This window comes from Halobaculum sp. MBLA0143 (assembly GCF_041361465.1).
Lineage (GTDB): Archaea > Halobacteriota > Halobacteria > Halobacteriales > Haloferacaceae > JAHENP01.
This window is the reverse complement of the sequence record NZ_JBGKAC010000001.1, coordinates 1,818,482-1,844,132: the sequence shown is the minus strand read 5'-3', so window position 1 is coordinate 1,844,132 and position 25,651 is coordinate 1,818,482. Positions and strand designations below refer to the sequence as shown.

At 68.9% G+C, this 25,651-nt stretch carries 24 protein-coding genes and 1 pseudogene; 13 read left to right on the top strand and 12 right to left on the bottom strand.

All coding sequences use genetic code 11. The features are described 5' to 3' along the window. Positions 1 to 3 precede the first annotated feature (3 nt). Positions 4 to 732, top strand: coding sequence for an endonuclease III domain-containing protein (locus RYH79_RS09460; RefSeq protein ID WP_370898476.1), 729 nt, complete (start codon positions 4 to 6; stop codon positions 730 to 732). Here the strand turns inward: RYH79_RS09460 and RYH79_RS09455 are convergent, their stop codons facing one another. From RYH79_RS09455 to RYH79_RS09420, 8 genes are all read right to left on the bottom strand, one after another. After that, positions 733 to 1,725, bottom strand: coding sequence for a S1C family serine protease (locus RYH79_RS09455; protein WP_370898474.1), 993 nt, complete (start codon positions 1,723 to 1,725; stop codon positions 733 to 735). A gap of 67 nt (positions 1,726 to 1,792) precedes the next feature. Further along, positions 1,793 to 2,419, bottom strand: coding sequence for an NUDIX hydrolase (locus tag RYH79_RS09450; protein WP_370898472.1), 627 nt, complete (start codon positions 2,417 to 2,419; stop codon positions 1,793 to 1,795). A gap of 35 nt (positions 2,420 to 2,454) precedes the next feature. Continuing rightward, positions 2,455 to 3,933: an aryl-sulfate sulfotransferase gene (locus tag RYH79_RS09445; RefSeq protein WP_370898470.1), complete on the bottom strand. Its 1,479-nt coding sequence runs from the start codon at positions 3,931 to 3,933 to the stop codon at positions 2,455 to 2,457. Between the two features lie 52 nt (positions 3,934 to 3,985). Continuing rightward, positions 3,986 to 5,260: a hypothetical protein gene (locus tag RYH79_RS09440; RefSeq protein WP_370898468.1), complete on the bottom strand. Its 1,275-nt coding sequence runs from the start codon at positions 5,258 to 5,260 to the stop codon at positions 3,986 to 3,988. Between the two features lie 43 nt (positions 5,261 to 5,303). Continuing rightward, a complete protein-coding gene (locus tag RYH79_RS09435; RefSeq protein ID WP_370898466.1) occupies positions 5,304 to 5,948 on the bottom strand; it encodes a DUF7504 family protein in 645 nt (214 codons plus the stop codon). Then, positions 5,945 to 6,847 (bottom strand): GAF domain-containing protein, encoded by a 903-nt coding sequence (locus RYH79_RS09430; protein ID WP_370898464.1) that lies wholly within the window; start codon positions 6,845 to 6,847, stop codon positions 5,945 to 5,947. Before RYH79_RS09430 ends, RYH79_RS09435 begins: the two co-directional genes overlap by 4 nt. Before the next feature lie 150 nt (positions 6,848 to 6,997). Further along, positions 6,998 to 7,579, bottom strand: a complete 582-nt coding sequence (locus RYH79_RS09425; protein WP_370898462.1) for a DUF7500 family protein — start codon at positions 7,577 to 7,579, stop codon at positions 6,998 to 7,000. A 68-nt stretch (positions 7,580 to 7,647) separates the two neighbouring features. Beyond that, entirely contained in the window at positions 7,648 to 8,169 is a 522-nt protein-coding gene (locus RYH79_RS09420) for a hypothetical protein (protein ID WP_370898460.1), read from the bottom strand. 166 nt (positions 8,170 to 8,335) lie between these two features. Between RYH79_RS09420 and ileS the strand changes: the two genes are divergently transcribed. Together ileS and RYH79_RS09410 are read left to right on the top strand one after the other, a co-directional pair. Then, entirely contained in the window at positions 8,336 to 11,539 is a 3,204-nt protein-coding gene (ileS, locus tag RYH79_RS09415; protein ID WP_370898458.1) for an isoleucine--tRNA ligase, read from the top strand. Between the two features lie 44 nt (positions 11,540 to 11,583). Further along, entirely contained in the window at positions 11,584 to 12,924 is a 1,341-nt protein-coding gene (locus RYH79_RS09410; RefSeq protein WP_370898456.1) for a hypothetical protein, read from the top strand. Positions 12,925 to 12,938: 14 nt separating this feature from the next. On the opposite strand, the gene RYH79_RS09405 is transcribed toward RYH79_RS09410, so the two are convergent. Continuing rightward, complete coding sequence (locus tag RYH79_RS09405) at positions 12,939 to 13,673, bottom strand: class I SAM-dependent methyltransferase (RefSeq protein ID WP_370898454.1); 735 nt, start codon at positions 13,671 to 13,673, stop codon at positions 12,939 to 12,941. Between the two features lie 97 nt (positions 13,674 to 13,770). On the opposite strand from RYH79_RS09405, the gene RYH79_RS09400 reads away from it, so the two are divergent. Then, positions 13,771 to 14,226, top strand: a complete 456-nt coding sequence (locus RYH79_RS09400; RefSeq protein ID WP_370898452.1) for a universal stress protein — start codon at positions 13,771 to 13,773, stop codon at positions 14,224 to 14,226. Here the strand turns inward: RYH79_RS09400 and RYH79_RS09395 are convergent. Next, a complete protein-coding gene (locus RYH79_RS09395) occupies positions 14,208 to 15,659 on the bottom strand; it encodes a hypothetical protein (protein ID WP_370898450.1) in 1,452 nt (483 codons plus the stop codon). The genes RYH79_RS09400 and RYH79_RS09395 overlap by 19 nt on opposite strands. A 42-nt stretch (positions 15,660 to 15,701) precedes the next feature. Then, a complete protein-coding gene (locus tag RYH79_RS09390) occupies positions 15,702 to 16,475 on the bottom strand; it encodes a biotin--[acetyl-CoA-carboxylase] ligase (RefSeq protein ID WP_370898448.1) in 774 nt (257 codons plus the stop codon). Between the two features lie 84 nt (positions 16,476 to 16,559). Here RYH79_RS09390 and hisD point away from each other — a divergent pair, with 84 nt between their 5' ends. The 8 genes from hisD to RYH79_RS09350 all read left to right on the top strand — a co-directional run bounded on the left by hisD (position 16,560) and on the right by RYH79_RS09350 (position 25,105). After that, positions 16,560 to 17,843 carry a histidinol dehydrogenase gene (hisD, locus tag RYH79_RS09385; protein ID WP_370898446.1) on the top strand — a complete coding sequence of 428 codons (1,284 nt, stop codon included), beginning with the start codon at positions 16,560 to 16,562 and terminating at the stop codon, positions 17,841 to 17,843. Between the two features lie 238 nt (positions 17,844 to 18,081). Further along, entirely contained in the window at positions 18,082 to 18,447 is a 366-nt protein-coding gene (locus RYH79_RS09380; protein WP_370898444.1) for a HesB/IscA family protein, read from the top strand. Positions 18,448 to 18,643: 196 nt separating this feature from the next. Further along, positions 18,644 to 20,056 (top strand): ABC transporter substrate-binding protein, encoded by a 1,413-nt coding sequence (locus RYH79_RS09375; RefSeq protein WP_370898442.1) that lies wholly within the window; start codon positions 18,644 to 18,646, stop codon positions 20,054 to 20,056. A 2-nt stretch (positions 20,057 to 20,058) separates the two neighbouring features. Beyond that, on the top strand, positions 20,059 to 20,961 hold the full coding sequence (locus tag RYH79_RS09370) for an ABC transporter ATP-binding protein (RefSeq protein ID WP_370898440.1): 903 nt from the start codon (positions 20,059 to 20,061) through the stop codon (positions 20,959 to 20,961). After that, positions 20,958 to 21,677 (top strand): ABC transporter ATP-binding protein, encoded by a 720-nt coding sequence (locus RYH79_RS09365; RefSeq protein ID WP_370898438.1) that lies wholly within the window; start codon positions 20,958 to 20,960, stop codon positions 21,675 to 21,677. Before RYH79_RS09370 ends, RYH79_RS09365 begins: the two co-directional genes overlap by 4 nt. A gap of 23 nt (positions 21,678 to 21,700) precedes the next feature. Next, positions 21,701 to 22,690, top strand: coding sequence for a branched-chain amino acid ABC transporter permease (locus RYH79_RS09360; protein ID WP_370900844.1), 990 nt, complete (start codon positions 21,701 to 21,703; stop codon positions 22,688 to 22,690). 136 nt (positions 22,691 to 22,826) lie between these two features. Further along, positions 22,827 to 24,059, top strand: coding sequence for a branched-chain amino acid ABC transporter permease (locus RYH79_RS09355; protein ID WP_370900841.1), 1,233 nt, complete (start codon positions 22,827 to 22,829; stop codon positions 24,057 to 24,059). After that, a complete protein-coding gene (locus tag RYH79_RS09350; RefSeq protein WP_370898436.1) occupies positions 24,056 to 25,105 on the top strand; it encodes a 3-oxoacyl-ACP synthase in 1,050 nt (349 codons plus the stop codon). Before RYH79_RS09355 ends, RYH79_RS09350 begins: the two co-directional genes overlap by 4 nt. On the opposite strand, the gene RYH79_RS09345 is transcribed toward RYH79_RS09350, so the two are convergent. After that, complete coding sequence (locus RYH79_RS09345) at positions 25,106 to 25,423, bottom strand: hypothetical protein (protein ID WP_370898434.1); 318 nt, start codon at positions 25,421 to 25,423, stop codon at positions 25,106 to 25,108. Positions 25,424 to 25,460: 37 nt separating this feature from the next. On the opposite strand from RYH79_RS09345, the pseudogene RYH79_RS09340 reads away from it, so the two are divergent. Then, a pseudogene (locus tag RYH79_RS09340) lies at positions 25,461 to 25,640 on the top strand (TrmB family transcriptional regulator); the annotation flags it as partial. Positions 25,641 to 25,651 lie beyond the last annotated feature (11 nt).

The following is a 25,651-nucleotide window of genomic DNA, read 5'->3' as shown; positions in this document are numbered from 1 at the left end:
GACATGTCGACCGAGCCGACGGAGTGGACACCGGATGCCGTCCGGGACCTCCACGACGACCTCGTCGAACTGTACGAGCCCGTCGAACGCGAGGAGACGGGCGCGGAGACGGACGCCGCCCCGGAGGGTGAACACGGGACGACCGCCGACGCCCGCGGGGTCGAACAGCTGCTGACGACGATCCTCTCGCAGAACGTCGCCGACCAGAACACGCGCCGGGCCGCAGACAGTCTGTTCTCGACGTACGACGACTTCCGGGCCATCGAGGAGGCACCGTTGGAGGAGCTGGCGGAGACAGTCCGGGTCGCGGGCCTGCCGGAGACGAAGGCAGAACGCATCCAACGGTCGCTGTCGGCGATCCGGGAGGAGACCGGCGGCGCCTACTCGTTGGCGTTCCTGGACGCGATGACGACTGACGACGCGAAGGGGTGGCTCACGGAGATCAAAGGGATCGGTCCGAAGACGGCGAGTGTCGTCCTCAACTTCCACTTCGGCAAGCCGACGATGGCCGTCGACACCCACGTCGAACGGGTGTCCAAGCGGTTCGGGCTCGTCCCGGAGTCGGCGACGAACCAACGCGCTCACGACGTGTTAGACGAGGTGATCCCGGACGACCTGAAGTACCCGTTGCACGTCCTGTTGATCCGACACGGCCGCACACACTGCACCGCGCGGTCGCCGGACTGTGACAACCCCGTCTGTGGGGCCCACTGCGACTGCGAGGACTGCTGACTACTCCACCGGGATCGTCGTGGCGTCGCCGGCCGCACGCTCGCGGTCCCGTCGGGTGACGGGGCGTTCCGTCGGCGTCACGGTGAGGTCCCGCTCGTGGCCGTTCCGGACGACCGTCAGCCCGACCGACTCACCCGGCGTGGCGTCCGTGAGGAGGAGTCGCGTGAGCTCCTCGTGTGACCGCACGTCGTGCCCGGCGAAGCCGACGACCACGTCGCCCCCGACCGGCACGCGGGTGCCGCGGACGCGGCGTGTGCCGCGGCTCCCCCGCAGCGGCGTCGTCCCGTCGCGGTTGCCGACGACGACGACACCACGGGGTGTGTCGAGCCCGTTCGCGGTCGCCACCCGCGGCGTCACGTCTACCGTCTCGACACCCAACGAGGCGTGGCGGTACCGCCCCTCGGCGATCAGCGCCGGGACGACCGCCGCGATCACCCGGGCGGAGACGGCGAACCCGACGCTGTCGCCGGACTTCGCCCGGTTGACGCCGACGACCGGGTAGCCGTCGTCCGCGGCCGACACGAGCGGCCCGCCGCTGTTGCCTCGGTCGATGGGGGCGTCGGTCTGGACCACGTCCGGGACGGCGAACCCGCCGGAGGTCGGCATCGAACGGTTCACGCCGCTGACGACGCCGGTCGTGATGGAGCCGTCGAGCCCGAGCGGGTTGCCCAGCGCGGCCACCGGCCGGCCGGGCGTCGGCGCCGCGTCACCGTCCGCCACTGTCAACGGGTCGGCGTCGGCCGGGCGGTCCGGAACCTGGACGACGGCGAGGTCGGTGTAGCTGTCGCTGCCGACGACGACACCGGTCGTCCAGGCCGCGTTCGCGTACCGCACGTCGACGCTGTCGCTCCCCCGAACGACGTGTTCGTTCGTCAGAACGTGGTCTGCGTCGTACACGAAGCCGGAGCCGGCGCCGCGACGACCGGCCTCGCGGTACACCGACACCACCGACGGCGCCGTCTCGCGGTAGAGCCGCTCGTAGTCTCCGTCCATACGGATCCTTGGGGCGTGTGAACGTATGCCTTCCGCGGTCGTGCGCCGCGGTGGGTTCGCCGGCCGGTCACTCCGTGTCGAGCCCGAGCTCGGTCGCGTGGCCGCTCGCCAGGAACTGGTGGACGGCCAGCGCAGTGCGGCCGTCCTGCACCTCGCCGGCGAGGACCGCGTCGCGCAGTTCCTCGAACGCCGTCGTCGCGACCCGGATCGTCTCGTCGTCGTCGAGATCCTGGCCCGACCCGGGCGTACAGCCCGTCGCCAGGACGTGGTGGTGGACGGTCTGGCTCACCCCGTTGGAGGGCTCGACGCTCGTCAGCCGGTGGATCTCGTCGGCCTCGTACCCCGTCTCCTCGGCGAGTTCGCGCCGGGCGGCGGTCTCGACGGACTCGTACGTCGGGTCGGCGTCGAACCACGGCTCCGGCGCGTCTGCGGGCTCGGTGGCACGTTCGACGGTGCCGGCCGGCAGCCCGCGGTTGACGCGACCCACGGCCTGACGCCACTCTTCTACCAACACTGCCTCGCTGTCGGCCGTCAGCGGCAAGATGACGACCGCCGGCGGCTCGTCGACGTAGTGGTAGTCCGTCTCGCGGCCGTCCGGCAGCCGCACGTCGTCGCGTCGTACCCCGAACCCGGGGCAGTCGTACTCCAGTTCCGTCCCGACCGTCTCCCAGGCGAGTTCCGTGTCGTCGCTCACGACCGTCGTTGGCGGCCGGGGGTCAAAAGACCGCCCTACCGTCGGCGCCAGACCGCGTCGACGACACCGCCGACGACGAGCAGGAGCGACGCGGCGGAGAGCGCGACCTGCGGTCCGCGGAGCCACAGCGGCAGCCACGGCAGCCCCGCTCGGACCAGCCGCGCGGCCTCCCCGAACACCGGCAGTCGGCTCTCGCCGGGGCCGACCTCGACGACTTCGGTTCCGGTCCCGCCGGGCGTCACGGTCGCCGTACGGCCGTCCGTCGCCGTCCCGTCGTCGACACCCGTCGGCGGACGGTCGCTCGCGTACAACGGGCCACGGGGTCGTTCCCCGGCGGGGAGTCGGTCGGCCTCGTACACGATGCCGTTGCCCGTCGAGTACGACCACACCGTCTCGCCCGACTCCGTCACCTCGACGACCCGCCGGCCACGAGAGTCGGTCACGAGCGTGTTGCCGTTCGGCAGCCGGTCGGCGTCCCGGGGCCAGGAGAACGACCGACCGTTCGCGCCCGTCAGCGCCCACACCGGTCGCCAGACCCCGTTCCGGCGGTGGAGTTCCACCACGCGGTCGTTGCCGGAGTCCGCGACGAGCACCGCCCCCGGGCCGAGCCACTGTGGGTTGTGTTGCTCGCGGAAGGCGTCCGGGTTGCCACAGCGCACGTCGCCGTCCCCGTCCGCGTCGTACAGGCGTGCCCCCTCGGTACAGGAGGCGTCGGAGCCGCCGCGGTCGGCGTTGATCACCTCGACCACCTCGCCGTCGTCGCCCCGCCGCTCCAACACGAGCAGTTGGTTGGCGTTGCGGACGGACACCAGGAACCGACCGTCGCCGATCCGGTCGACGTCGTTCACGTGGAGCCAGTCGCGTGTCGTCGGGTCCGGCGGCGCCTCGTAGAACTCGCTGGCGTTCCACTGCCACGTCACCTCGCCGTCACGGACGATCATCACCCGCTCGCGGTCCATGTCCGTCAGGACGAACCCGCCGTCCGGCAGCGCCTCTACGTCGTGGACCTCGCTGTTGTGAGAGGTCCGGACGGGGAACGAGAACCGGTTCACGACCGCCCCCTCCTGGTCGAACACGACGAAGCCCGTCCGTGCACACGGGGACTCGTAGGGTCCACACTCCGACCGCCCGGCGTCCATCCACGCCGCCAGCAGCCGGCCGTCGGACAACGACGACACGTCGAAGTAGGTGTCGACGGAGTCGCGGAGCACCCGTTCGCCCGCGAGTTCCACGTAGCCGCCGCTCATGTAACCGCCGCTCCCCTGGACGCCGACGAGTGTCCCCGACAGGGAAGGTTGCGTCGACGCCGGCGAGGAAGTCTGTGTCGACGCTGTGGACGCGGTCTCGGTCGACTCTGTCGTCGCCGTCTCGGTCGGGTCGACGGTGTCGGTCGTAGTCACGCCGTCCGGGTCCGCGGCCGCCCCGCCGGGGTCGGGCGCGGCGACCGCACTCGCTCCCAGTCCGACGACGAGCAGCGTCAGGCCGACGGCGACGGCGGCGAGCCCCCGGTCCATCTCTGTCGAACGTCTGCCCCGGTCGAGTCATAAGCCTTCGGAAGCCGACCCGTCACCCGTCCGGCGGTTCCGTGGCGTCCGGGGCCGAGTCCCCGCCGCCGCCGACACCTCGATTCCCGTCCGTGACGGCGGCGGCACCCCGCGGAACGCCGTCGTCGGCCGCCTCCGCGGAGACGGGCTCCGGTGCCGGCGACAGCGCCGAGCGGAGTCTGTCGAGCGCGGTGCCGGCGTGCGCGCGGACCTGTTCGCGTTCCGTCTCGTCTTCCAGTCGGCCCAGGAGTGGCTCCATCGCCGGCTTGGCCGCGTCCGGGTCGGCGGCCGCCAGCGCCGCGAGCGCGAACGCGGCGTTCACCCGAACGGCGGCCGCATCGTCGGCGAGTCGCTCGGCGAGCGTCTCCACGGCGTCCGCGACCGTGTCCGTCTCGGTGGCGACCCGGCCCAGCGCCGCCGCGGCGTTGGCCCGCACGTCCGGACGGTCGTGGGTCAACAACGCCGCGACGGGCTCGGCGCGGGCCGCGACGGGCGCCGGCGTCTCGCGGGCGACCGTCTCGACGGCCGCGACGGCGTGGACGACCACGGCGCCGTGATCCGGCGGGGCGAGGCTGTCGACGAGCGTGTCGACGTGGGGCGCGACTGCCGCAGGGTCGCCGTCGGCCGCCCGTGCCAACAGGAAGGTCGCGTCACGCCGGGTCGCGGCCGTATCGTCCGCCACCGACGGCACGACGGTCTCGGGTGTCGGCGGTGCGACGACGTCGGCCTCGGCGAGCCTGGCGAGCGCGTGGACCGCTCGTCGCCGGACGGTCGCGTCGTCGGTGTCGGCGGCCGCGACCAGCCCGCTCCGGAGTCCGGTCAGCGTCGCGTCGTCGAGTCCGGCGAGCACGGTCGGGTCCGTGTCGGCGGCGGCCGCGAGCGCGTGGACCGCGAGCCCGGCCAACGGCTCGTCGTCGGCCGTCGAGACGTCGGCGAGCGCCGGCAGCGCCGGCTCGACGGCGACGGCGTCGACGGCGGCGACCCTGGCGAGTGCGTAGGCGGCGTGGTGACACACCGCCGGCTCGTCGTCGCTCAGCCGGTCGCCGAGGTGTGTCGAGAGCGCCGCGACGGCCGTCGGGTCCGCGTCGGCCGCCTCCGCCACCGCGGCGGTCGTGTCAGCACGGACGCCGTCGTCGACGTCCGTCAGCCCGGCGTCCAGGTCGTCGGCGACGCCGGCGACGGCCGCCGGCTCGGAGTCTGCCCGCGCCCGCAACGCCTCGGCCGCGGCCGCCCTGTCCGCCGCCGTCGACGCCGACAGTTCGGACGCCAGCGTCGCTACCCCCCGGTCGTCTGTCATCACTCCCTCCTGCGTCCCCCACACTGAAGTACGTCGGGGGTGGCTACGTCCGGCTCACCGTCACCGTGTCGTCGACGCCCGGGAGACCCGTCACCTCGACCGTCGCCGTCGTGGCGTCGTAGTCGACCACGTCCAGCCGGGCGCCGAAGGAGGTCTCCAGCCCGGAGACGACGCTGTCGACGTTCGCGCCGATGTCTGCGCTCGTGTCCAGCGCGCAGACGCCGACCGCCTCCGCCCGCCGGAGCGTCGACAGGAAGTTGGAGTTGAGGAACCGGTAGACGGACCGCGTGTCTTCGGCGGCCGCACACAGCGACGAACAGAGGAACAGTCCGACACGGAGCCGGTCGGCGTCCGTCCGCGCCTCCCGGACGAGTGACGACAGCTCCATCCCGACGGCGGTGAGGTCGCCAACGTCGTCGACCGTGGCGACACCGTCGCTGGCGCGTCCCTCTGCCGCGAGGACGGTCGTCCGCTGGCCGGCGCCGTCGGTGACCCCGTCGAACTCCCGGGTGACCGTCCGGCCCCGGCTGTCCGTCGCCAGCACGACCGACCGTTCCGACTCGCCGGCGGCGGCGAGCCGGTAGAACAGATCCGACAACACCGCCTCGTCGTCCCCGGTGAGCAGGACACTCGTACCGGCGTCGATCCGCCCGAGCTCCGTCCCGGAGTCGAACTCTGCGGTGCTCACGGCTCCACCTCCGCGGTCGCCGTGCGGGCGTCACGCAACGACTGTCGCAGTTCCAGAATCTCCGTCACCGTGTCGGCGTACTTCTGGAGCCGCTCCCGTTCCGGCTCCGAGAGCTGCCGCGGCTCGTCGTCCAGCGCGCACACCTGGCCGATGACGTGACCGTCGGGCGTGGTGACGTTGGCCCCGGCGTAGAACTGGATCCCGAGGTTCAGGAGCTGTTCGTTGCTGGAGAACCGATCGTCCGTCCGTGCGTCCTCGACCACCATCACGTCCTCTTGGAGCATGCTGTGTGTGCAGATCGTGTCCTCTCGCGTGAGCGAGTCCCAGTCGGCACCCGTACACGCCAGGAAGTTCTCCTCGTCTTCCTCGATCAGCCCGACGAACGCCACCTCGATGTCGAAGTGGTCGGCGATCAGGTCGGTGATTCGCTCGAAGCTCTCCGTGATCGGCAGTTCGTCGACCTCGTACTCCGCCAGCGCCGCCAGCCGCGACGCCTCGTCGTCGGGCGCGAGGAAGCCGACCTGTGCGCTGTGGGCGACGAGGTCGTCCACGACGAACGCCAGCTCCTCACCCGCAGACGGCAGCGTCCTGTCCAAGTACTCCACGATCAGCTCCTCGAAGGAGTCGGTGTCGATCTCCCCCGGCCGGGCGTCCGTGAACAGGACACACGGCGTCTGTGGCGCGTGTTCACGCAGCGCCTCGACCACCTCCAGCCCGGAGCCGTCCGGGAGACTGTACTCCGTCACGACACAGACGACGGGGTGGTCTCTGATCGCCTCCCGTGCGCCCGCAGCCGTCGTCCGCGTCAGCGGTTCGAACTCCGTCTCGTCGTCGACGACGGTCGCGGTGTCGGCCACCGACCCCTCCTCGTCGACACAAAGTACCGTTCCCCCTGTCACACTCTCAGATACACTAGGGGACACTTGATTGTTCGTTACTCTATCGAATTCGAGATACGTCCGATAAATATACACAACTTTATGATAGTGGCCGGGGGACGACGGTGGGGCTTCGAGCACGCTGTGCCGCGACACCGGTAGGCGAGTTCCTCACTCCTGGCCGTCCGGGTCGTCGACGCCGAGGTCGAGACTCGTCTCGGTCAGCAGTCGCCGCAGCGTCGTCTCGGCGGGTGTGTCCGGGTCCACACGGTCGGCGTACCAGCGCAACACTGCGGTCAGCGCCGCGGCCCGGTCGTCCGCGGCGGTCTGGATGCTCCCCGTCGTCTCGCCGTGGCGGGCGACGACGCTGAGGGCGTGGTCGACCGACAGCGCCGCCAGGTCCGACTCCGCGGCCGACAGGGGGTTCTCGCGGTCCCGGTCGTCGTCCGCGTGGTGGCCCTCGCCCGTCTCGTCGACCACCCGAACCGCGGGCACGTCCGGATCGATTGCCTCCCCGTCCGTCGAGATGACGAACTGGCCGTCCTCCGTCGTCTCCACGCCCTCGCGGGAGCTGATGTCGAGGTCTTCCGGCCGGAGCACGTCCTCGTGGTCGTCCGGGTCCGGCTCCGCCCACTCCCGGGCGGCGGCGTCCAACGAGTCCGTCTCCGTCTGGCCGCTCGCCTCGGCGTCCGCGCGGTCGCCGACGCTGTCACCGTCTCCCTCGTCGCCCGTCGGCGGACCGTCGTCGCTCACTCTCGGCCGTTCGACGGCCAACAGCTTAGTTCCTCGGGGTGGGCGGGGCCGTGGTGTCACGACGGACGTCACGCGGTCGTCGAGCCGTCGGTCGCGGCCGCGACGGCGTCCGCGAGCGCCGTCTCCGTGACCGGCTCGACCGGCGTCTCGTCGACGACGACCGTCTTCGGCGACAACGGCTCCAACGGCTCCAGCACCGCAGCAGCGACGGCCTCGGGGGCGGCGCCCGTGGCGTCACTCGCACGGAGCGCCGGGTACCGGACCGGCTGTGTCGCCGTCTCGGCCAGCTGTTCGTAGAAGTGGAACTGTTCGCGCAGGCCGTCGAGTCGCGTCCGTTCGTCGTCCGACAGGTCCTCCACCCCGCCGTCGTCGACGAGTTCGAGTACTCGGTCGCGCAGTTCTTCGAGCCGTGTCTCCGGATCGACTGTCGGCTCGGCGGCGACGGCGTCGGGTACGGGCACGTCTCGCAGCCGGACGGTCGCGTCCGGGTCCAGTGTCGCCGCCAGGCGCTCGCGTGCCGTCTCCATGCGTGTTCTCGCCTCGTCGTGTGACTCGGCCCGAACCACTGCGATCTCCAGGTCGTCTGACACGGTCGGCTGGCTCGCCGGCTAGTGTGAAGTGTCTGCTGGCTCCTGTGGACGCCACGGACCCGAGCGAGCCAGTCGAGCCGACGCCTCGAACGCCGAACACGACACCCCTCGAACAGGTCGTCTGCCGGACCACCGTTTTGATATACGCTGGGCCGGACGTTGTGGTATGGACGACACGGAGATCCCAGACCAGTACGCCCCCCACGAGGTGGAGGACCGAGTGGACGGACTCTGGGCAGAAGAAGACGCCTACGAGGCGGCGGTGGAGGCGCACGCCGACGACCCGCCGTTCTTCTTCGTCGACGGCCCGCCGTACACGACCGGGCAGATGCACCTGGGGACGGCCTGGAACAAGTCGCTGAAGGACGCCGTGATCCGGTACAAGCGGATGACCGGCCACCGGGTGACGGACCGGCCGGGCTACGACATGCACGGGCTCCCCATCGAGACGAAAGTAGAGGAGGAGCTCGACTTCGAGACCAAGCGGGACATCGAAGAGTACGGGATGGAGGCGTTCATCGAGGAGTGCCGTCGCTTCGCGGAGGAGAACCGTGAGGCGATGGACGAGGACTTCCAGTCGCTGGGCGTCTGGATGGACTGGGACGACCCGTACAAGACGATCACGCCGGAGTACATGGAGGCCGCCTGGTGGGCGTTCGCCCAGGTGGACGACCGCGGGCTCGTCGAGCAGGGCAAACGCTCGATCAACCAGTGTCCCCGGTGTGAGACCGCCATCGCCAACAACGAGGTGGAGTACCACGAGGTGGGCAAGCCGTCGGTCTACGTGAAGTTCCCGTTGGTCGACGACGACGCCAGCCTCGTGATCTGGACGACCACCCCCTGGACCGTCGTCGCCAACACCTTCGTCGCGGCCGACGCCGACCTGACGTACCAACGGGTACGCGCCGAGCGGGACGGGGAGACGGAGGAACTGCTCCTCGCGGCCGACTGCGTCGACGACGCTCTCTCGCGGGGGCGGTACGACGACTACGAGGTGCTGTCGGAGCTGTCGGGCGAGGAGCTGGCCGGCACGGCGTACGAACACCCGCTCGCGGACGCGGTCCCGGACTACGTCGACGAGCCGGGGACACAGCAGGTGTACACGGCGGAGTACGTCGAGGCCGACCGGACGGGGCTCGTCCACTCCGCGCCCGGCCACGGTGAGGAGGACTTCGAACGGGGTCAGGAGCTGGACCTGCCCGTCTTCTGTCCGGTCGGAACGGACGGCGTCTACGGCGACGCCGCCGGGAAGTACGCCGACCAGTTCGTCCGGGACGCCAACGACGAGATCGTCGCGGACCTGGACGACCGGGGACTGTTGCTGGCCAGCGAGGACGGCCACGTCGTCGACGAGGGGCAGTGTTGGCGGTGTGACACGGACATCGTCCGGATCGTCACCGACCAGTGGTTCATCACGGTGACGGACATCAAAGACGAACTGCTGGCCAACATCGAGGACAGCGAGTGGCACCCGCCGGACGCCCGCGACAATCGCTTCCGCAACTTCGTGGAGAACGCGCCCGACTGGAACGTCTCCCGGCAGCGTTACTGGGGGATCCCGTTGCCGATCTGGGTGCCGACGGACGCGGACCGCGAACGCGAGGGGTCGTACACGGCCGACGAGACGATCGTCGTCCCCACCCGCGAGGCGTTGGCCGAGCGGGTCGACCAGGACGTGGACCCCGACGAGATCGACCTCCACCGCCCGACAGTCGACGACCTGACGATCACGGAAGACGGCGTCACCTACGAGCGCGTGCCGGACGTGTTCGACGTGTGGTTCGACTCCTCCGTCGCGTCGCTGGGCACCATCGGCTACCCCACGGACGAGGCGGCGTTCGAGGAGCTGTGGCCCGCAGACGTGATCTTGGAGGCGCACGACCAGACCCGCGGGTGGTTCTGGTCACAGCTGGGCATGGGGACGGCCGCGCTCGGGCAGGTGCCGTACGACGAGGTCGTCATGCACGGGTTCGCCCGGCTGGGCGACGGGACGGAGATGTCGAAGTCCCGCGGCACCGTCATCACGCCCGACGAGGCCATCGAGGAGGCCGGCCGCGACCCGCTGCGGTGTTACCTCCTGAGCCAGGAGCAACACGGCGACGACCTCCGGTTCGAGTGGGACGGGCTCGAGGAGACCCAGTCCACGCTGAACATCCTCTGGAACGTGTTCCGGTTCCCGTTGGAGTACATGGAGCTGGACGGCTACGATCCGGCGACGGCGAGTCTGGACGACGGCGAGCTGACGACCGTCGACGAGTGGGTGTTGTCGCGGCTCCAGACCGTCGAGCGGGAGGTCGCGGCGGCGTGGGACGACTACCACGTCGACGACGCACTGAACGCCGTCTTACAGTTCGTGACGGAGGACGTGTCGCGGTTCTACGTGAAGGCGACCCGCGAGCGGATGTGGGAGGACGCCGACTCCCCGGAGAAGCGTGGGGCGTACGCCACGATGGCCGTCCTGTTGGACGAGGTGACGCGGCTGTTGGCGCCGTTCGCCCCGTTCCTGGCCGAACGGCTCTACCAGCACCTCGACGGCGAGGCGACGACCGTCCACGCGCTGTCGTACCCCGAGGCGAACGACGACCTGCGCCGGCCGGAACTGGAGTCCGACGTGGCGGTGCTGCGAGCGGCCGAGGAGGCGGCCGCCAACGCCCGCCAACAGGCCGAGCGGAAGCTGCGCTGGCCGGTCACGGAGGTGGTCGTCGAGAGTTCGAACGCGAGCGTCCGGGAGGCGGTCTCTCGACACGCCGACCTGTTCGCCGACCGAGTGAACGCCCGGACCGTCACCGTCGCGGAGTCGTACGGCCAGCTCGTCGACGTGGCCGAAGCGGAGATGGCGGCGCTGGGCCCGGCGTTCGGCGGCGACGCCGAGGCGGTGATGCAGGCCGTCGACGGCGCGGCCCGCGAGGACCTGGCGACGGACGACGGCGGGTTCGCCGTCACTGTCGACGGCGAACGTCACGAGCTCACCGAGGAGATGGTGTCGTTCCACACGGAGTCGCCGGCGGGAGTCTCCGGCACCCGGTTCGCCGTCGACGACGCCGACGGCAACGTGTACGTCGACACGGAGCTGACCGAGGACGTGGAGTCGGAGGGGTACGCCCGCGACGTGGTCCGGCGGATCCAGGAGATGCGGAAGGAACTGGACCTGGAGGTGGACGAACCGATCCGGGTCGCGGTGGACGTGGCCGACGAGCGCGTGGCCGGCTTCGTCGCCGACCACGCCGACCACGTCGCCGAGGAGACCCGTGCCGAGGAGTTCGACCTCGGGTCGCTGTCGGACGCCGACCTCACCGAGGAGTGGGACGTCGAGAACATCGCCGTGACTATCGGCGTCGCCCGGGTCGCGGCGCAGGCGGCCGACGACTGAGCGGCGAGGCTGTCGAGCAGTCTCCTCTGACGTCTCTCTCACCCGTGTCCCGGAGTTGGCCTTGGTCGGACGGCGCGCTGGCGGTCGACGCAGTCGCGCTCGCGGCGGTCCCGTTCACGCCAGCGCCGCTGGCAGTCGTGTTCCTGCTGTACTGGATCGACACGACCGTCGGAGCTCTGAGAGTCGCGCTCCGGACGGCACTGGAGCGGCCACGCGGAGAGTACTCGCCGACGGGGCCGCCGGTGACCCGGCCGAACGGGAGCCCGGGGCCGTTCCGGTTCCTGATCCCGAAGCTCGGTGCCCTCACCCCGACGGAGTGGCTCCCGCCCGTGACGCCGCACAACGTCCGGTCGGCCGTCCCCGGCACCCTCTGGGCGTGTCTGTCGGCCGTCGTGATCGCCGCGGTGGCGACGGTGATTCGGACGCCGTTGGCCGTGCCGCCGACGGCCGGGGTGGTGGCCGTCGGGACGGCCACGGTGCTCGCCCGCCACGGGTGGACGCTCCGGCGGTTCTGTCGGTCGGATCGACGGCCGGGACGGCAGACACTCCGGGGGCGGCAACTCCTGTGGTCGCTCACCGCCGGGCTGTTCGTCGTCGGAGCGGACACAGCCTACGCGGACGCGCCGGAGAACGTGACCGCGGTGGTCACCCTCGTCGCGGTGTTGGCGGTCGCGGCTCGGATCGTCATCCGGCGGGGTGTCGACCCGGACGCGGCGGTCGACACCGACGCGACGGTCGACACCGACGCGACGACCGCCCCAAGCACGACAGTCGACACCGAACCGGTCACCCTCTCGGAGCCGGACGGCCCCCCCGTCGAACGGTTCGGCGTCGACCGCCGTGCGGCACGGATCGCGGGCGCTCTCGACGGGCTCGTCCCCTGGGTCGACGCGGGGATGTTCAACCTCTGGGTCCGGGTCGCGGGGTGGTTCCTCCCGCTCGTGGGTGTGTTCCTCGGTGTGGTCGTCGCCGACCTCGCGTTCCCCGTCGCGCTCTTCGTCGACGGGGTCGTGCCGGCGGTCGCGGTCGGCGGTGCGTTCGTCCTCGCGGGAGTCGCGCAGTTCGAGTTGGCGTTCGGGGCGATGGAGTACCGACTGTACGACGAGACGCTGGTCGCGTACGACACGCGGCTGGACGCCGTCCAGTGGAGAGCGCCGGTCGAGTCGATCCACGACGTGACCGTCGCCGACGGGCCGTGGCTGTCACCGCCCGGCACGGACGCCGGGACAGTACGTCTCGAACGATCTGATCTGGCGACGACCGACAGACCGTACGGGTTCGTCCGGCAGTCGCTCGTCTGTGTCGAACGACCGGATCACGTCGCAGACCGGCTCCAGCGGCGGCTGCGACGGCGGCGGGAGACGACGGCGACGACCGACCGATAATCGGCTCGGTCGGACTACGCCGGTGCCGCGATCACGTAGTGGTACGTCGAGTCCCGGCGCTCGACCGTGCCGCTGGCGGTCACCTCGAAGCCAGCGTCGACGACGAGATCCGACCAGTAGCCCAGTGGGTCGTCCGTCTCCTCGTGAGTTGCCACGGACTCGATCACGCCGAGCGTCCCGGCCGGCCGGAGGACGCGGCGAGCCTCCGCGAGCGTCGCCTCGGCGTCCGCCCGCGAGTGGTCGTGGAGCAGCCCACAAGCGGTGACGGCGTCGGCCGAGTCGGCGGTGAAGGGGAGCCGCGTGGTGTCGCCGCGGACGAGCCGGGCGTCGAGCCCGGCAGTCGCGGCGTTGCGGCGGGCGCGCTCGGGGCCGCCGGCGATCACGCCGCCGTCGAACGGGTCCAGCGCGGTGACGCGGGCGTCGTCGACGGCCGGCGCCGGGCCGACGAGTGACCGACCCGTCCCGGTGCCCAAGTCGAGCCAGTGGTCGACGCCGTCCCAGTCGACCCCCTCCGCCAGCGGGGCGTACTTCCACCGCTCCGGACTCCAGGGTGCGGGAACGAGCAGGCGCTTCGCGGCCGGCTGGGCGTACCACGTCCCGGCGACGACGCCCGCGAGCCCGACGACGTAGCCCGTGTCGGAGGCGACGGCCGCGCCGCCGCCGGCCGCGACCGCGGCGACCGCCAGCCCGACGGCGATCCGGCGGCCACGCCGACGGGCTCGAGCGATCCCGAAGTAGTAGTCGAACACGGCCGGAGGGTGGCCGCCGCGTGGGTTGTGGCTGTCGGAGCCGGCGAGGCCGACGGCGGAGCAACGCTCTTGTGCGCCCGGCGTGTGAGAGCGTCACATGGGGTTGTACGACCGGATTCTCGTGCCGACGGACGGTTCAGACGGCGTCGAGCGGGCCGTCCGGCACGCGGTCGATCTGGCGGTCGTCCACGGGGCGACGCTGCACGCGCTGTACGTCGTGGACGCGGCGGCGTACGCCGGGCTGCCGACGGAGGCGTCGTTGGAGGGGGTCGACGAGATGTTACGAGCGGACGCCGAGGACGCGGTCGCGGCGGTGGCGTCGCTGGCGGACGACTACGACGTGCCCTGCGAGACGGCGATCCGCGACGGCACCCCCAGCGGCCGGATCGTGACGTACGCCGAGGCGAACGACTGTGATCTGATCGTCACCGCGACACACGGCCGCGGCGGGATCGACCGACTCCTGCTCGGCTCCACCGCCGAGAAGGTGGTGCGGTCGGCGACGGTGCCGGTCCTTACTGTAAATCTAACTAGTCATAATCCTGGGATCTGATTTGACTCGTCTTCTGGTGTAACATCATCATTATATAACATCTCAAACGCAGCATTTAATATCTCTGTCGAGTCCTTCTTGTCTACTTCTGTCATATTATGTACGAGTTTGTTTCTTTTCTTTCTAAAACCGTTTAGCTTGCTATATTTACTCTTGTCTATGTGTCCTATAATTTCTGCCAGTTCTATTTTATTTGATGCCCCCCAGTTAGAGCTATCAATAACTTTTCTCACTCTACTGTTACTCATCTCTCTTGCATCTTTTAAGTGTGATCTCAGGCTGTGATTAATGTGGTTTTCAATTAGAATCCAAGAAAACAAATATGACTGAGAAAATTCATTATTTCTATGATGAGTATATGCTTGGAGTAAAAATGATGCTTTTTCCTTTTCTTCATCATTTTTGTATATATCTTCTGCTAGTGATATTATGGAATCCATGTCATCTTTATTTATAATGCCTCTACGGGGCGGATCAGCCCTCTGCGACAAAGGGGCCGGGCTGTTGCTCGGTGTAAGGTCCTTACGTAGTTGTGAGAAAATCCCGAACCTTTCATGTTCGCTTTCAGGATCTCTTGTACCGGTCACCCCACCAGCCTTCACACTATCCATCACCTCTCCTTTGAATAATCCGGCCGCGAATATGCAGTTGAACATATCTATCGCCTTTTCTGAGTCGCCTATGTCAACGTATATAAAACCGTCTTTTTGAACAGATAGCTTATTTCCGCCGATTGATCTTTCTATGACTGTTTCTGCGAAGTTATCCGGACCCTGAAGAACTTTCTCACTAAACGACATTTCCGGGACAGATCCGACCCAGACAGGAGGGTAGATATAGGTACCGCTGCCTGTAGGTTCTTCTGAGTCCGATTCTTCCATTTCTATATTTTCTAAACTTTTAATAATATTTGTTGATCCTTTAATACTTTTAAAAATACTTTCTTTGGATACGTCATAAATATAGATGCAGAGAGTATTATTAACTACATTTGAAATGTGCAGTCCTTTATCTGCTTGATTTGTTAGTAATGCATCGGCCATCTCATACACACGCGAGAATTCAGGTGCCAACAGTTCACCTCGTGCAGCATAGTCATCTGATACATTTTGAACGTGAGATGGAACTGGTTCAACTTGTTGCCATCTAGGGCTTTGTATTATTTTTTCAACCCTATCAAGAAAGTTTTCAAACTTTATGGGGCCATTTACTATTGTTTCCAGGTCTTCTCTTCCTTCGTCTTTAGAGTGCAATATCAGTAAGAGTTCAACAGGCTCGTTTATCCAAAATGCTTCAAATTGTGATGGTGGTTCGTAGCTAATAATTTCTCCTGGGTGGGTATCACTCCTGCCAGACTCCGTCTCAGACGACTCTTCTCTTACTTCTTTAACAGAATTAACTATCCAGTCAGAGATTTCAGACTCACTAGTCATGTGACACGGGTAAAATCCAGAGACGTATATTTGTTTTGTGCGTCATCTTATAGGTCTTAAGTGTTCACAGTCGCCGGCAGTGACGACCCGGTCGCCGGCGTCCGTCCGGACGACTAGCGAACCCGGGAACTCCACGTCGACGGCCTCGCCGACGAGCGTCTCCGTCGGCGTCTCCACCCGGACGCGGCGGCCGAGCGTGTCGGCGTGCTCCCGCCAGGCCGGGAGCACCGCCTCGGGGTCGGCCCGGAGTTCCGCGAACCGGTCGACGATCGTCCCGACGAGCCGGCGGCGGTCGACGTCGTCGCCGTCGCGTTCCGCTCGGAGCGTCGTGGCGTCGGCGTCGGCCGGGAGCGCGGACGGAGAGACGTTGGCGTTCAACCCGACGCCGACGGCGAGCCACCGGTCGCCGTCCGTCTCGCCCGCCTCCGTCAGGACTCCGCACAGCTTCGCGCCGCCGCGTTCCCCGTCGCCGACGATCACGTCGTTGGGCCACTTGATCCGGGCGGGGACGCCGGCCTGCCGGCAGCCGTCCGTCACGGCGACGGCCGTCGCCAGCGTGACGACCGGCGTCTCCGCCGGCGGGCGCGACGGCCAGACGAGCAGGGAGAACCACACGCCGCCGGCGGGCGAGACCCACTCGCGGTCTCCCCGCCCCCGCGGGGCGGTCTGTTCGTCGGCGACGACGACCGTCTCCGGGGCGCGCTCGGCCGCGAGTTCTCGGGCGCGGTCGTTGCTGGACGCGAGCGTGTCGTGGTACTCCACGTCGAAGTCGGCCGTCACGGCGTCGGCGACCCCGGCGGCGTCGTACTGTGTCACGCCGACAGGCTGGAGCGCCGGCGACAAGAGACTGCCGTCCGGCGAGTCGGAACGACTATTCGGGTCACGCACGGAACGGCGGGTATGACAGAGTCGACGGAGCCGCGGGCGGTCGCGGAGCTGTCGCCGACGGAACGGAAGGCGTTCTTCCGGCGCGACGCCGGGGTCGACGCCGTCCGCGGCGACGTGCGCGACATTCTCGACCGAGTGCGCGACGAGGGTGACGTGGCGGTCCGGGAGTTCTCCGAGGAGTTCGACGACGTGACAGTCGCCAACTTGAACGTGACCGACGAGGCCGAGCGGGCAGCCGAGCGTGTCGACGACGACACGTTGGCGGCGATCCGGGAGGCGGCCGAGAACGTCCGGTCGTTCCACGAGCGCCAGGTGCCGGACGACTGGACGGAGACAGTCGCCGAGGGGCGGGAACTCGGGCGACGGTTCCGGCCGTTGGACCGGGTGGGCGTGTACGTCCCCGGCGGGGCGGCGGCGTACCCCTCGTCGGCGCTGATGGGCGTCGTCCCGGCGAAGGTGGCGGGTGTGGACCACGTCGCCGTGGCGACGCCGCCGGCCGAGGAGCTGAACCCGGTGACGCTGGCGGCGATCCACGAGGCGGGGGCGGACGCGGTGTACTCCGTCGGGGGCGCGCAGGCGGTCGGCGCGCTGGCGTACGGTACGGAGACGGTGCCGTCCGTGCGGAAGATCGTCGGTCCGGGCAACCGCTGGGTGACGGCCGCGAAGGCGGAGGTTCGCGGGACAGTCGAGATCGACTTCCTGGCGGGTCCGTCGGAGGTGCTCGTGTTGGCAGACGAGACGGCGGAGCCGGGCCACGTCGCCGCGGAGCTGCTGGCACAGGCGGAACACGACCCGAACGCCTCCGTCGTCGCCGTCACGGACGACGAGGATCTGGCGGCGGCGGTCGCGACGGCCGTCGACGACCGGCTGCCGGAGCGGGACCGCGAGGAGACGATCCGGACGGCGTTGGACAACGACGCCAGCGGCGTGTTGTACGCCCGGTCGATGTCGGAGGCGGTCCTGTTCGCCGAGGAGTACGCGGCCGAACACCTCTCCGTCCAGACTGACGACCCGGAGAGCGTGTTAGACCGGATCGACAACGTCGGCAGCGCGTTCCTGGGGCCGTACAGCCCCGTCGCGGCCGGCGACTACGCGACCGGAACGAACCACGTCCTGCCGACGAACGGGGGGGCGAAGGCGTTCGGCGGGCTGTCCGTCGACACGTTCCTCCGGTCGTCGACGGTCCAACGGCTCACCGAAGACGGGTTGGCGGGGCTGTCGGAGACGATCACGACGCTGGCAGACGCAGAGGGGTTGGAGGCCCACGCCGAGAGCGTCCGCGAACGGACGGAGTGACGCCGCGGTCGCGTCGTCGGAGCCAGGACCGTGCCCACACGGTGTCCCGCCGAGCGTGACCCGGGTCGGCCAGACTGGAGTCGACAGCCGCCCCGAACAGAGGTCGTCGTCGACAGCCGCGCCGCCGTCCGCCGGTGACGGTCCGAGACCGTCGCCGACCCCGCAGCCCCCGAGACGTAACGGCAATCGATTACGGCTCGGCGTCAGGACTAAGCGGGTGACGGTCGAACGGGTACACATGAGCACCCAAGCCACCGAAGGGGACGCCGGGGAGCCGGTCGTCGTGACGACGGCGGCGGCAGACCAGGCGATCGCACTGATGGAGTCGGAGGGGATGGACACGGGAGTCGGCGGACTTCGGTTGTTCGTCCAACAGGGCGGCTGTGCCGGACTGTCGTACGGGATGCGGTTCGACGACGAGCCGGAGCCGGACGACCGCGTGACGGAACACCACGGGCTCCGGGTGTTCGTCGACCCGGCCTCGCTGGAGTACGTCGGCGGGTCGACGCTCGACTACGAGGACGGGCTCCAGGCGGCGGGGTTCCACGTCGAGAACCCGAACGTCGTCAGCGAGTGCGGCTGTGGCGAGAGCTTCCGAACGTAGCCGTCGTTCTCCGATATCTCCGTCCGTCGGTCACCTCCCAGCGACGGTTCTACGACGCTCCGGTCGCGCCCTAATCCGACGACGCTGACGGCATAGATCAACAGGTGGCTTCCGGTGAACCTGACGGAACCCACCCGTCGGTTCACATGTTAACCCCGCAGTATTTGCCGGGCCGTAGACTGTGACACAGTCGTACATGACAGACGACGTGACACGACGGAAGGCGCTGGCAGCGATGGGTGCGGCGGGAGTGGCCGGGATCGCCGGCTGTGCGGGCGGTGACGGGGGCGGTGACCAGACGGAGACGGACGGAGGCACGCCGACGGCGACGGAAGCGGGGACGACGATGGGTTCGAGCGGCGACGCCTCCGGCACGGTGAAGGTGGGGGTACTCCAGCCGGTGTCGGGGGACCTGAAGTACTACGGCTCGCAGGCACTGTGGGGGTTCTACGCCGGACTGGCTCACAAGACCGGGACGGACCCCGTTCCGGACGCGTCCACCGGGACGAAGACGGTCGAGGCGGGCGACGTGACCTACGAGCTCGTGGTACGGGACTCGAAGTTCTCGGCAGACGAGGCACAGACGGTGGCGACGAGCCTCGTCACGAACGAGGACGTAGATGTCCTGTTCGGGGCCGCCTCCTCGGGCGCGGCCCGGCGCGTGATCGACACGGTCGTGAAACAGACGGACGTGCCGTACCTGGCCGGGCCGGCGGCGTCCGCGTCGCTGACCGCCAGCGCGGAGTCGTGTGACCGGCGTGTGTTCCGCGCGTCGGAGAACACCGCGATGGACGCCCGCTCGGGCGGGACGTACGTCGCCCAGGAGACGGACGTGTCGAAGGTGTACCTGTTCGGCGCAGACTACTCCTTCGGACGGGCGGTCGTCAACAACTACAAGACGGTGCTCCAGAACCAGGGCGTGGAGATCGTGGGCGAGAAGTTCGTCCCGCGGGGGTACAGCAAGTGGGACGGGCTCCTGTCGAACGCGGAGGAGGCGGGCGCAGAGGGGATCGTCGGCGGCTTCACCGTGTCGACGCTGCCGAACCTGTTCACCGCGTTCCTCCAGGGCGACTACTCCTACCGGCTGTTCGGTGGTCTCGCCACCCGGATCACGAACGCGGTCGTCGGCCAGATCCTCCAGAAGGTGTTCGGGAAGCCGCTGACAGAAGAGAAGCTGAGCGGGGTGAAGGCCGGACCGTTCACGACGCGGTACCACTGGAACCAGTACGACAACGACATCAACCGACAGTTCGTCGACACGTACACGAGCACGTACGGGACGGTGCCGGACCTGTTCACCTCCGGGACGTTCACGTCGGCGTCGGCGTTGGTCCAGGCGGTCGAGGAGGGTGGCTCGACGGAGCCCGGAGACATCGTCTCGCAGCTGCGCGGGATGACCGTCGCCGAGACGCCGAAGGGGGAGGACGGCTACACGTTCCAGAAGTACAACAACCAGGCGCAGTCGTCGATGACGGTCGCCGGGGTCGTCCCGACGGCCGACGAGTACACCGACACCTGGGGGGCGGCGATCCAGCCGAGCGACCCGTTGGCGACCGTCTCGGGCGAACAGGCGACCATCCCGGAGAGCGACGTGGACTGCTCGCTGTAGCGATGCTCCGCACGCGCGGACTCACGAAGCGGTTCGGCGGGCTGACCGCGGTCGACGACGTGGACTTCGAGCTCGGCCGCAACCAGCTGTGTTCGCTGATCGGCCCGAACGGCGCCGGCAAGACGACGTTCTTCGACCTGCTGACGGGGACGCTCACCCCGACGGAGGGGGTCGTCGAGGTCGCCGCAGACGCGGGCACGGCGAACGCGGACCCCGAGGAGGCGGAGGCGGCCACCGACGGCGGCTCCGAGCCAGCGACCGACGCCGGGTCGGTCGGCGAGTCCGAGTCGACGACGGGAGCCGGCTGGCAGAACGTGACTGACGCCGGACCACACGAGACCGCGGCGCTGGGCGTCCACCGGTCGTACCAGATCACCAACGTGTTCCCGACGAGCACGGTGTTGGAGAACGTCCGGGTGGCAGCACAGGCGGCCGGGCCGGACGCGGCGACCGTCTGGCGCAACGCCGGTCGGCTCGACCGCTACCGGGAGGAGGCCGCGGAGATCCTCGCCCGGGTCGGGCTCGGCGAGCGGGCCCACGAGCCGGCGTCGGCGCTGTCACACGGCGCGAAACGGAAGCTGGAGGTGGCCATCGCGCTCGCGGGCGACCCGGACGTGCTCCTGTTGGACGAGCCGAACGCCGGGGTGTCCTCGGAGAGCGTCGACGAGATCGTCGCGCTGATCGAAGACGTCTCCAGCGACCACGCCGTGTTACTCGTCGAACACAACATGGACATCGTGATGAACGTCTCCGACAGAGTGGTCGTGTTGAATCAGGGCGCCGTGATCGCCGACGGCCCGCCGGCTGCGGTTCGGGACGACGAGGCGGTCCAACGAGCGTACCTGGGCGGCTACGGCGAGGACGACTCCGCCGCGAGCGCGACGACCGGGGGTGAGCCGTCGTGACCGACACCCCCGACGAGGAGCCGTTGTTGTCCGTCGACGGAATCCAGAGTTACTACGGCGACAGCCACGTCCTGGAGGGGGTCGATCTGGAGGTGTACGAAGGCGAGGTGGTCGCCCTGATCGGGCGTAACGGCGTCGGCAAGACGACGACGCTGCGGTCGATTCTCCAGTTGACTCCGCCCCGCGAGGGGTCGATTCGGTACCGCGGCGAGGAGCTGGTCGGGCTGGGCACCCACGAGGTGGCCGCCCGCGGAATCGGCTGGGTGCCGGAGGACCGCCGCGTGTTCTCCCAGCTGAGCGTCGCCGAGAACGTCCGAGCGGCCGTCCCGGAGGGGGGTGACGTGGACGCCGGAATGCGGCGTGCGTTCGACCGATTCCCCGACCTCGAAGACCGCCAGGCGGCCAACGCCGGCGACCTCTCCGGCGGTCAACAACAGATGCTGGCGGTCGCTCGCGGTCTCGTCGGCGACAACGACGTGTTGCTCGTCGACGAGCCCTCCGAGGGACTCGCGCCGATGATCGTGGAGGCGGTCGCCGACGCGCTGTCGGAGGCCGCCGAGGAGGCGACCCTGTTGCTCGTCGAGCAGAATCTGCCGTTGGCACTGGACCTGGCCGACCGCTTCTACGTGTTGGACCACGGAACCGTCGTCGACAGCGGGGACGCCGACGCCGTCTCCGCCGACTCCGACCGACTCAGGAGGTACCTCTCTGCGTGACACCTCTCACACCGACGCTCCCACTGATCGTAGACGCCCTCGGGCAGTTCCTCCGGCCGTCGACGCTGGCCGGAGTGGCCATAGAGGGGCTGTCGCTGGCGGCACTGTACGTGATGATCACCACTGGGCTGACGCTGATCTTCGGGCTGATGGGCGTGTTGAACTTCGCCCACGGCGCCCTGACGATGATCGGCGCCTACCTCGGCGGCCTCGTCACCGTCCTGCTCGTCGGGACCGCGACGGGCGGCCCGCTCCGGTTCCTGGCCTTCTTCGCGGCCGTCCTCGTCACGTTCGGCGCGCTGGCGGCGTTGGGCGGCGCGATCGAGGTGTCGCTGATCCGGCCGATCTACGACCGACCGCCGTTGTACCAGATCCTGCTCACGTTCGGCCTGACGCTCACGCTGGAGGAACTCGTCCGGATCGTCCTGTTGTTCTACGGGATCCAGCCGATCTCCGACTGGCAGGACGCGCTGGGGACCCGCCCGGCGTTGTTGGGCGAGAGCGTCACGTTCGGCGGCGTGAGCGTCGACGGGCTGGCCGTGTTCCAGATCCTGTTCGGACTGGCGACCGTCGTCGGTATCTGGGCGTTTCTCACCCGCACCCGTTACGGGCTGTACGTCCGGGCGGGCAGCGAGGACGGGGAGATGCTGTCGGCGCTCGGCGTAGACGTGCGCCGAGTGTTCACCGTCGTGTTCGCGCTCGGCACCGGCGTCGCCGGCGTCGCGGGCGTGCTCTTGGCGTGGGACCCCAACTGGGCGGCCTCGGTCCCGTTGGCCGCGGAGACGCTGCTGCCGGCGTTCGTCGTCGTCATCGTCGGCGGGCTCGGCACGTTCCGCGGGACGGTCGTCGCGGCGTTGCTCGTCGGCCTGACGGACGCCACCATGACCTGGTGGTTCCAGAACTACGTCGACTTCACCGGGCTGCCGGAGATCACCGTGTTCCTCGTGTTGGTGATCATGCTGATCGTCCGTCCACAGGGGTTGTTCGGCGTCTCGGAGGTGGGGGGCCATTAGCGACCCCGACGACGGCGCGACGGACGACCGGGCGGTCACGGACGGCGGCACGGCCGAGGCGTCGACCGCGTCGCCCGAGGCGATCCTCGCAGACGACGGGACGCCGTGGTACCGCCAGTACCTCGCCGAACACCGGATTCACGTCCTGACGGTGGTGTTGCTGGCGGCGTACCCGCCCGCGTACAAGCTGCTCGTCAACTCCGGGCTCTCCCGGGAGTTCGTGGCGATCCTGCCGGAGGTCCAGGCGATGGTCGGGGTGTTGTACTTCGGGTTGTTCGCGATGTCGTTCGACTTCATCAGCGGCTACACGGGGTACCTCTCGTTCGGCCACGCCGTCTTCTACGGCGCGGGGGCGTACCTCACGGTGTTGATCGCCAACGGGAAGCTGGCGGTGACGCTCCCCGTACTCGGGACGGTGTTGGCGCCACAGACCTCGTTCGTGGTGTCGATGCTGTTGGCGGGACTGCTCGCGGCACTGCTGGCGCTCCTGATCGGCTCCGTCTCCTTCCGGCTGTCCGGGGTGTACTTCGCCATGATCACCCTCGGCTTCTCGCAGGTGCTGTACGTGTTCGTCCGCGACTGGGACTTCGTCAGCGAGGCCCCCCGCGACGGCGTCGCCGTCACCGCCCGGACGAGCGGCTTCCAGATCGGCGTCCCCGGGGTGGACCAGCTCAACGTCGCCGTCGGGGTGTTGGCCGGTGACACGGTCACCCTGTTCAACGAGGCCGTGACGTTCTCCCCGACGGACGTGTCCTTCTACGCCATCGGGGCGGTCGTCCTGGCGTCGTACCTCGTGATGCAACGGATCGTCCACTCCCCGTTCGGCCGCGTGATGATCGCCATCCGGGAGAACGAGGAACGCGCTCGAGCGGTCGGCTACGACACCTACCGGTACAAGCTCGGGGCGTTCGCCATCTCCGGGTTCTTCGGCGGCGTGGCCGGCGCGTTGTTCGCCTCCTTCCGGCGGTCGGTCACTCCGGAGAACGGGTTCTACTTCCTGGTGGCCGGTGACGCCCTGCTCGCGTCGATCATCGGCGGCTTCGGGACGCTCGTGGGGCCGTTGTACGGTCGGCTGTTCGAGGAGTCGCTCCAGGAGTTCCTCTCGAAGTCCGGCTCCGGCGGCGGGCTCCTCCCGTGGCTGCGGGCGAACGTGCCCGAGAGCGTGTTGACGGCGGATCTCGTCGGCGGGGTCACCGTCGCGGAGGCCATCGACACGTTCCTGAACGGCCACGCGGAGCTGTACATCGGGCTGATGTTCGTCCTGTTCGTGTTGTACGTCCCGAACGGACTGCTGGGCACGCTGCGTGACCGTGCCGGCGGACCGTTGGCGAAAGCCGGCATCCCGGCGCTCCGGAGGTGGCTCCGGTGACCGACACCGGTCGGCCGGTCCGGCTCACCGGGCTGGCGACGTACGTCCCCGACGAACGGATCACGGGCGCGGAGATCGCCGCCGAGAGCGGGATTCCCGAGGACGTGGTCGTCGAGAAGATGGGCGTCCGCGAGAAGCGCGTCTGTCCCCCCGACGACGACCACGTCACGGACATGTGCGTGACCGCCGGCGAGCGGGCGCTTGCGGACGCCGGCATCTCGCCCGACGACCTGGATCTCGTCTGCTTCCACGGCAGCGAGTACAAGGACCACGTCGTCTGGTCTGCAGCCGCGAACGTCACCGAACGGTTGGGGGCCGACGACGCCTACGCACACGAGTCGTACACGCTGTGTGCCGGCGCACCGATTGCGATCCGGCACACGGCCGCCCAACTGCGGATCGGCGACGTGGACCGCGCGCTCCTGGTGGCGGCCAGCCGCGAGGAGGACCTCGTGGACTACGGCAACGAGGACAGTTCCTTCATGTTCAACTTCGGGTCGGGGGCGTCGGCGGTCGTGCTGGCGGCCGGCGGCGACGACGGCCCGGCAGACGAGACGGACGCGCTGGCGACCGTCCGGGCCTCGGCGGCGGAGACGGACGGCAGTTTCTCCGAGGACGTGGTGATGCCCGCCGGCGGCTCGAAGCACCCGCCCAGCGAGACGACGGTCCGCGAGGGGCTCCACACCCTGGACGTGCCCGACCCCGAGGGCATGAAGGACCGACTCGCGGACGTGAGCGCGCCGGCGTTCCTCTCCGTCGCGGACGACGCCCTGGCCGACTCCGGCTACGACCGCGCGGACCTGGACTTCGTCGCGCTCACCCACATGAAACGGTCGTTCCACGACTACCTCGTCGGCGAACTGGGCGTCGACGACGGCCACTACTACCTAGACGAGTTCGGCCACGTCCAGAGCGTCGACCAGGCGCTCGCGCTGGAGGCCGGGCTGGAGACCGACCGGCTCACCTCCGGCGACGTGGTCCTGTTGCTCGCGGCCGGCACGGGCTACACCTGGAGCGCGACCGTGCTGGAGTGGGACGGGCGGTAGCTACTCGCAGGCCAGCCGCTCGCCCTCGTCGGTCGGGTGCGGCCCGGGGGTGACGTGGTCGTCGGTCGTCGCCCGAACCGCGACCGACGGCGTCGGGAGGTGGTTCGCCGTCACCGAGAGTGTCCGGGGTGTCTCGCCCGTCTCGACGCGCCGGTCGTACCGGAGGTGGACGACAGCGCCGGCGTCGACACGCCCGAGGAGTCGACGAGCGCGGTACCGAGCCGTCACGGCGGGGTACCGCGGCGCCACGGCCGCCGGCGGCGTCGCCGTCTCCCGCTCGACCGGCTCGAACCGGTCGACGACCCAGTCGTACGACACCGCCCGCTCGTAGCCGACGGCGACCGCGACCGCCGCCGACGACTCCGGCGAGATCGCCGGCCCGGTCGTGGAGACCCGCCAGGGGCTCGTCCGACCGGGGACCGACCCCTGCCCGATCCAACACAGTCTGGTCGTCGAAGTCGGCGGCGAGACGGTGACAGTCGGCGGCCCCGGTTCGTTCCTCGAAGACTACGAGACGGACGAGGTGGAGCTGTGACGACGACATCG

Coding starts and splice junctions, on each gene's coding strand:
- RYH79_RS09460 (WP_370898476.1), top strand. CDS start 4: ATGTCGACCGAGCCGACGGAGTGGACACCGGATGCCGTCCGGGACCTC.
- RYH79_RS09455 (WP_370898474.1), bottom strand. CDS start 1,725: ATGGACGGAGACTACGAGCGGCTCTACCGCGAGACGGCGCCGTCGGTG.
- RYH79_RS09445 (WP_370898470.1), bottom strand. CDS start 3,933: ATGGACCGGGGGCTCGCCGCCGTCGCCGTCGGCCTGACGCTGCTCGTC.
- RYH79_RS09440 (WP_370898468.1), bottom strand. CDS start 5,260: ATGACAGACGACCGGGGGGTAGCGACGCTGGCGTCCGAACTGTCGGCG.
- ileS (WP_370898458.1), top strand. CDS start 8,336: ATGGACGACACGGAGATCCCAGACCAGTACGCCCCCCACGAGGTGGAG.
- RYH79_RS09400 (WP_370898452.1), top strand. CDS start 13,771: ATGGGGTTGTACGACCGGATTCTCGTGCCGACGGACGGTTCAGACGGC.
- RYH79_RS09395 (WP_370898450.1), bottom strand. CDS start 15,659: ATGACTAGTGAGTCTGAAATCTCTGACTGGATAGTTAATTCTGTTAAA.
- hisD (WP_370898446.1), top strand. CDS start 16,560: ATGACAGAGTCGACGGAGCCGCGGGCGGTCGCGGAGCTGTCGCCGACG.
- RYH79_RS09380 (WP_370898444.1), top strand. CDS start 18,082: ATGAGCACCCAAGCCACCGAAGGGGACGCCGGGGAGCCGGTCGTCGTG.
- RYH79_RS09375 (WP_370898442.1), top strand. CDS start 18,644: ATGACAGACGACGTGACACGACGGAAGGCGCTGGCAGCGATGGGTGCG.
- RYH79_RS09370 (WP_370898440.1), top strand. CDS start 20,059: ATGCTCCGCACGCGCGGACTCACGAAGCGGTTCGGCGGGCTGACCGCG.